Annotated in this window: 7 protein-coding genes and 2 pseudogenes; 7 read left to right on the top strand and 2 right to left on the bottom strand. The window is 41.7% G+C overall.

What is annotated here, in order from left to right:
• The 5 genes and pseudogenes from G4P69_RS34870 to xisF form a co-directional block, all read left to right on the top strand.
• Window positions 1-969 (top strand): aminotransferase class V-fold PLP-dependent enzyme (locus tag G4P69_RS34870; protein WP_208354499.1); only part of this gene is annotated, 969 nt, incomplete at its 5' end.
• A 64-nt stretch (window positions 970-1033) separates the two neighbouring features.
• Entirely contained in the window at window positions 1034-1918 is an 885-nt protein-coding gene (nifU, locus tag G4P69_RS34865; RefSeq protein ID WP_208354497.1) for a Fe-S cluster assembly protein NifU, read from the top strand.
• Window positions 1919-2078: 160 nt separating this feature from the next.
• The gene (locus G4P69_RS34860) at window positions 2079-2435 is read left to right on the top strand and encodes a group I truncated hemoglobin (protein ID WP_208354495.1); all 357 of its coding nucleotides are present in this window, start codon (window positions 2079-2081) and stop codon (window positions 2433-2435) included.
• 295 nt (window positions 2436-2730) lie between these two features.
• A pseudogene (locus G4P69_RS34855) lies at window positions 2731-2886 on the top strand (AAA family ATPase); the annotation flags it as partial.
• A 7-nt stretch (window positions 2887-2893) separates the two neighbouring features.
• Window positions 2894-4288: a fdxN element excision recombinase XisF gene (gene xisF, locus G4P69_RS34850; RefSeq protein ID WP_310834038.1), complete on the top strand. Its 1395-nt coding sequence runs from the start codon at window positions 2894-2896 to the stop codon at window positions 4286-4288.
• On the opposite strand, the gene G4P69_RS34845 is transcribed toward xisF, so the two are convergent.
• Entirely contained in the window at window positions 4285-4440 is a 156-nt protein-coding gene (locus tag G4P69_RS34845) for a hypothetical protein (RefSeq protein WP_208354493.1), read from the bottom strand. The two genes, xisF and G4P69_RS34845, sit on opposite strands and share 4 nt — an antisense overlap.
• A 169-nt stretch (window positions 4441-4609) precedes the next feature.
• Window positions 4610-4810: pseudogene (locus G4P69_RS34840) on the bottom strand (formyltetrahydrofolate deformylase); the annotation flags it as partial.
• A 294-nt stretch (window positions 4811-5104) separates the two neighbouring features.
• On the opposite strand from G4P69_RS34840, the gene G4P69_RS34835 reads away from it, so the two are divergent.
• Window positions 5105-5716: a thiamine pyrophosphate-dependent enzyme gene (locus tag G4P69_RS34835; RefSeq protein ID WP_243902794.1), complete on the top strand. Its 612-nt coding sequence runs from the start codon at window positions 5105-5107 to the stop codon at window positions 5714-5716.
• Window positions 5703-6551: AI-2E family transporter (locus tag G4P69_RS34830; protein ID WP_208354490.1), on the top strand; the 849-nt coding region annotated here is incomplete at its 3' end. The genes G4P69_RS34835 and G4P69_RS34830, both read left to right, overlap by 14 nt.

The following is a 6551-nucleotide window of genomic DNA, read 5'->3' as shown; positions in this document are numbered from 1 at the left end:
AAACATATTATTACCACGCAAGTGGAACACCCTGCTGTGCTGAACGTCTGCACACAGTTGGAAACCCCAGGCTATAGTGTTACTTATCTTTCAGTGAATCGTCAAGGGCAGTTGGATCTAGATGAATTAGAAGCTTCGCTCACTGGTAACACTGCGCTAGTGACAATTATGTATGCCAATAACGAAACTGGCGTAGTCTTCCCAATCGAGCAAATTGGGTTAAGAGCTAAAGAGCGTGGGGCTTTGTTCCATGTAGACGCAGTGCAAGCAGTCGGCAAAATCCCGATGAACATGAAGACTAGCACTGTGGATATGTTAACTCTGTCTGGTCATAAGATTCATGCACCTAAAGGGGTTGGCGCTCTGTATGTACGGCGCGGAGTTAGATTCCGTCCCCTGATTACCGGTGGAAGTCAGCAACGTGGACGCCGGGGAGGAACAGAGAATGTTCCAGGAATGATTGCTCTTGGTAAAGCTGCGGAACTAGAATTGTCTTATTTAGAAGAAGCTACTGCTAGAGAAAAGCAATTGCGCGATAGCGAAGCGCTGCCCGCAAAGCGGGATCGCCTAGAACAAACCCTAATCGCCACAATCCCAGACTGCGAAGTGAATGGTCATCCACACCACAGATTACCAAACACGACCAACATTGGCTTCAAGTACATTGAAGGTGAAGCGATTCTGTTTTCCCTTAACCAACATGGTATTTGTGCTTCATCTGGTTCTGCTTGTACTTCAGGATCTCTAGAACCTTCCCATGTTCTACGAGCTATGGGTTTACCATATACTATCCTGCACGGTTCCATCCGCTTTAGTCTTTCTCGTTACACTACTGACGCTGAAATTGATGTAGTGTTAGAGGTAATGCCTGGTATTATAGAACGCTTGCGCGCGCTCTCTCCCTTCAAAAATGATCAGGCTGACTGGTTGCAAGAACAACAGCAAAGTTTAGCACTGGGGAAGAATTAAAACATGGTTGTTTTTTAATTCTAAATTTTTAGCCCTATCCAAGATTCAAACTTTAAAATAGATTATGTGGGACTACACAGATAAAGTATTAGAACTCTTCTACAATCCTAAAAATCAAGGCGTACTAGAAGAAACTGGTGAAGAAGGAGTTAGAATTGCTACAGGAGAGGTTGGCAGTATTGCCTGTGGCGATGCCTTGAGACTACACTTGAAAGTTAAGGAAGATAACGACAGAATCCTTGATGCTCGCTTTCAAACTTTTGGTTGCACTAGTGCGATCGCTTCCTCTGAAGCTTTGGTAGAATTAATAAAGGGCTTAACCTTAGATGAAGCTCTGAAAGTTTCTAACAAAGAAATCGCTGAATATCTCGGCGGATTGCCAGAAGCAAAAATGCACTGCTCGGTAATGGGGCAAGAAGCGTTAGAAGCAGCAATCTATAATTACCGAGGTATTCCCCTCGCAAGTCATGAAGATGACGATGAAGGAACACTCATTTGCACTTGCTTCGGTATCAGTGAAGCAAAAATCCGTCGGGTGATTCGAGAAAATAACCTGCTTGCTGCTGAAGAGGTAACTAACTATGTGAAAGCAGGTGGTGGATGTGGATCATGTTTAGCAAAGATTGATGATCTCATTACGTCTGTACAGCAGGAAGTCGCATCAGCAGCGAAAGCTTCAACTAATGGACATCAGTCACAAAAACCGTTGAATCCCGTGCAAAAAATCGCACTGATTCAAAAAGTTCTAGATGAAGAAGTCAGACCCGTATTAATCGCTGACGGGGGAGATGTGGAACTCTATGATATAGAAGGAGATCGGATCAAAGTTCTGCTACAAGGTGCGTGCGGTTCTTGTTCTAGTAGTATGGCGACTCTAAAGCATGCAATTGAAGCAAGGTTGCGCGATCGCGTAAGCAAAGACATTGTAGTAGAGGCAGTTTCGCCATAGCGGAATTGATTAGGCTATATCCATTAGCCTGAAACACCAAGTAGGATGTGACCCATATCATCGCCTTCCTATCAATGCTTAAGTCCTACTTACAACAACAGCTTGCATAATGCTGAAGGTATTAAGCACCTGAAATAACTCGCTTCAAAGGATAGAGGATATGAGCACATTATTTGACAAACTCGGCGGACAGCAAGGTATCGACCAAGTAGTAGATGATTTCTACAAACGTGTCCTATCTGACAACACCCTCAGTCCCTTTTTTGCTCGGACAGACTTAGATCGGCAACGTCGTCAACAAGCTGATTTCTTCTCTCAAATTTTTGATGGTCCAAAACAATACTCGGGTCGTCAAATGCCAGAAACACACAAGGGGTTGAATTTACAGCAACAACACTTCGATGCTATCGTCAAGCACCTTCGTGAGTCACTAACTGGACGTGGCGTGTCCGCAGAAGATATCAACGCTGCTGTTGCTCGCGTTGACAATTTGAAAGGTGCGATTTTGAACAAGTGAGCTTCCTAACCTACGGGACAATTCAAAATTCACAACACTTGTTTGAATTTTGAATCTGAGTGAAGCGGTGGTCATGTCTTACTTGGTGTTTCAGGCTAATGCATATTACGACGCATTTGTAAAGTAATTAATTGTAACGGAGAAACACATGTTCTTACTTCTAACTACTTTGATTGTAGAGCGATCGCCTCCAGCGACGTTCTACACGCGGTCACTGCTGTAACAAATGCGGGCGTGAACGCATCACACAAACCGACAGACCCAAAAATCAACCAATTGCAGGAGACAAATAATCATGTCCGTTGATGAAAATATTAGACAGATAGCATTCTACGGCAAAGGCGGTATTGGTAAATCAACAACTTCACAAAATACCCTTGCCGCTATGGCAGAAATGGGTCAGCGTATTTTGATTGTGGGATGCGACCCCAAAGCTGACTCTACTATACTTAACAGTAGTGACAGTTGAACAACGCTTAACTATGCGGGTAGGATATGTTCGCGTTTCCACAGGGGAACAGGCAGAGACAGATGCACTAGAGCAACAGACAGCTAGAATTGAAAAGGCTGGTGCAGTACTAATTTTCTCGGATGTTGAGTCTGGAAGATCAGATAAACGCACAGAATTTAACAAAATGCTTGCTATGTGTAAGCAAGGTAAAGTAACTGAGTTGATTGTAACTCGCATAGACCGCTTAGCACGGTCAGTGATTACTATCCATAGAACTTTAGTAACACTTGAGGAATGGGGAGTTAAGTTAATAGTTCTTGATGCACCAGTAGATACCTCATCACCCTTTGGCTGGTTCTCAGTCAACCAAATGGCTGGACTAGCAGAATTTGAATCCAGGTTACTGTCAAACCGGATTAAGCACGGACTGAATTACTTTAGAGAGCAGAAAAAAGCAAGCCCACGTCCGCCATTTGGGTACAAGCGGGTTGATGAGAAGTATGCACCAGATATAACAATACACAAATCTGGTAAAACTCATTGGGAAATTGCGCTTGACATTATTGATTATTTTTTACTGGATTTATCTACCCTAAGGAATACAACACAGTACGTCTTAGAAAAATACGGTATTTCGTGGACGGCAGCGGGGTTGAGATACTGGATGACTAACCCAGTTTTACAGGGTGATACTGTTTATAACGTGCGTGGCAATTTAAATGCTCCTGATAAATGGGAAAGACATCAGGATACTCATCAGGCTTTAATTTCTAGAGCAAAATATAAACAAATTTTAAATAAATTAGAAGAGAATAAAACTAAATATAGTTATGGTAACAACAAAAACAGCGACAAAGAGCAACTCCCTTTGGTTGATCAAATTATCTGTGGGGACTGCGGGTATAAGTGTTTTTGTCTGAAACGTAAATGGTCAACTTATAGAATACGTTGTAAAAAACGTGATAATCTAGGTGACTCATTCTGTAAAAACAAGGCTAGCACTTATTTAGAAGATATAATGAGTGCTGTAGATACTGCATTAACCGCAAGACATAAAGAAATTGCAAAATATACAGTAGATAATTTATCCTCAAAGCAAAAAGATGACCCTGAGTTAATTGCGAGAGAAGAGCAACTAAAAGCACTTAGATTATTACCCCAAAATCCAATCATTCAAAACGCTATAGAACAAACTCTGTTAGACATACAATCACTTAAGCAAAAACAGGTTGTTACAAATGAAGTAAGTACCGAATTGCTAAAAACACTCTTCTTCTGCTTTACTGATAAAGAGTACTGGAGCGGGTTGCCTTGGAAGGATAAACGTACAATTTACCGGGAACTGGTTGACTACGTTAAGGTTTTGAATGGTGAAGTTGTGGAAATTAAGTTACTTGTCTAAGCACTTTGAGAATTAATGTGCGAAAACTCACGTTCAAATTCCTCTTGTGTCATTGCCATTAGTCGTTTTTTCGTTTCAAAATCTAAGTGACGGATCTTGTAATACCGTAATGCTGTGCGGAGTAATATTTGTGCTGCTGTTTCTTGCTGCATGGCGATTGAAGCGAAGTCCTCGTCCCTATACTAATTTTGGGAATTGAAGACTTTTGTTTGATGCAAGCTCTTTTGAAGTGCTTTTTTCAGCACTCCATATCTTTGTCGAGCAACAGCAGAACAAACTTGTGGTTTGAAGCTCGTGAATTTCTACTTCTTTGAATGAAACTTATTCAAAAACCACAGTTCTATCACCATAGACTAACACTCGATTCTGTAAATGCGATCGCACGGCTCTAGCTAGCACCACTCGCTCTACGTCTTTACCCTTGCGAATTAAATCTGCTACGTCATCGCGATGGCTAACCCGCACCACTTCTTGCTCAATAATGGGACCTTGGTCTAAATCTGCTGTAACATAGTTTGCAGTAGGAGAAGTCATAGAATTTTGAACAAAAACAAGATGCAGTTCTTATAACTCAAGCCCTAAGTATATATGATCAACCGACTTCTCCAACACTAGCAATCTTACGGGATTTCGGAGAGATCTCGTTTTTTACTCCGATAATAGAAGTTTGTGAAAATAGCAAGCTTCCGCTTGTCTATACCTTTAAGTGAAATAATAAAAGGTGGTGGGTAGAATACAGCGAGTCTCCTCCATCGGCTAGATGCCACCTTTATGAATAGATTTCAACATAAAGCAAAGTTGATTTAAGGATAAGATTTGCATTTACACAAAAATATAAATAATTTGTGGAAATTAATGGAAGAGCGGGGTAGACGGCAAGATAAGCCAATGAAACCTCAAGTCGTTGCATGGGAACGTGGTAAACGTTTATCCGATACTGCCATCGTTTCAGCAGATTCAGGTACGAATACAACTTGGTGGGCGCGTCAAATTCCTGCAAAACAAGGTCAAATGCACTCAGTATCAGGAACATTAGCTTCAATGGCTTGTGGTCTTCCGTATGCGATCGCTGCTCAAATCGCCTATCCCGATAGACAATGTGTTGCCTTCGTTGGTGATGGTGGCTTCTCAATGTTGATGGCAGAGTTTATGACCTGTGTTAAGTATCAGTTACCTGTAAAAATTGTCATTATCAAGAACAATACCCTCGGTCAGATTAAGTGGGAGCAAATGGTTTTTCTGGGTAATCCAGAATATGCCTGTGAGCTACAGCCAATGGACTATGCTGCTTTTGCTCGCGCTTGCGGTGCAATGGGCTTCACAATTGATGATCCTGCTAAATGCGGCGATATTCTCGATGCTGCACTTGCGACACCAGGTCCAGTTATTATTGTAGCCTTAGTTTTTAGATATTATGTCAGACAATAGGAACAAAAATAGTTTAAGCGACCGGCTTACCCAAGGCGCTCCCCTGACGTTTTGGTTAGTAGTGATAGCGTATATTCTCTACAGATTGGTACTGGTTTTACAGATAGTTGCTGTTGCAGCGCTTTTGGCATTGGTTATGCAAATGAGTTTGGAGTGGCTACAAAGAATTGTCAAGGTGCGTTGGATAGCAGTACTAATAATGTTAGGCTTGGTTGTAGGGTTTGGAGCATTTATTGGGCTGGTGCTGATACCGAACTTCATTGTTGAAACTCAGGTTTTGCTTCAGCAATTACCGAATTATGTAGACTATCTGAGGAACTTTGTTGCAAGCATTCACAATAAATGGAGTTTCGTTCCTAATTTCACCTTGGGTCTAGATCAGTTAAGGAATTATTTAGGACGGGTACTTACTTCATTCCCTTTAGTACTGAGTAATACATTTAATCAGACTGCTCAAGCAATAGGTACAGTCATTTTAGCTATATATATGGCAACGAATCCCAATTCTGTGCTTGAAGGAATCCTACGATTCATACCACGCAGATACCATGATCAATTCTTGAGGTTGCTACCTGCTATCCGAGTCCGGCTTCAGGGTTGGATACTCGGTCTGGGAATCGCAATGGTGTTTGTTGGTGTAGGGGCTGGAGTTGGACTATATTTTATTGGAATCCCGTTGTTCATATCCTTTGGCTTCTTTGCCGGAATACTAGAAATTATTCCCTACTTTGGCTCAATTATTGGTACACTTGTGCCAGCACTTATAGCTTTGACCATTCCCCATGGTCAAACAAAGGTATTGTTAGTCTTGGCGTTATTTTTAGATCGGAAGAGC

It is taken from the genome of Aetokthonos hydrillicola CCALA 1050, from assembly GCF_017591665.1.
Taxonomy (GTDB): Bacteria; Cyanobacteriota; Cyanobacteriia; order Cyanobacteriales; family Nostocaceae; genus Aetokthonos; species Aetokthonos hydrillicola.
This window is presented reverse-complemented; position numbering and strand designations above follow the sequence as displayed.

What these genes read in the sequence shown, in the direction of transcription:
- nifU (WP_208354497.1), top strand. Translation starts at nt 1,034, where the DNA reads ATGTGGGACTACACAGATAAAGTATTAGAACTCTTCTACAATCCTAAA.
- G4P69_RS34860 (WP_208354495.1), top strand. Translation starts at nt 2,079, where the DNA reads ATGAGCACATTATTTGACAAACTCGGCGGACAGCAAGGTATCGACCAA.
- G4P69_RS34845 (WP_208354493.1), bottom strand. Translation starts at nt 4,440, where the DNA reads ATGCAGCAAGAAACAGCAGCACAAATATTACTCCGCACAGCATTACGG.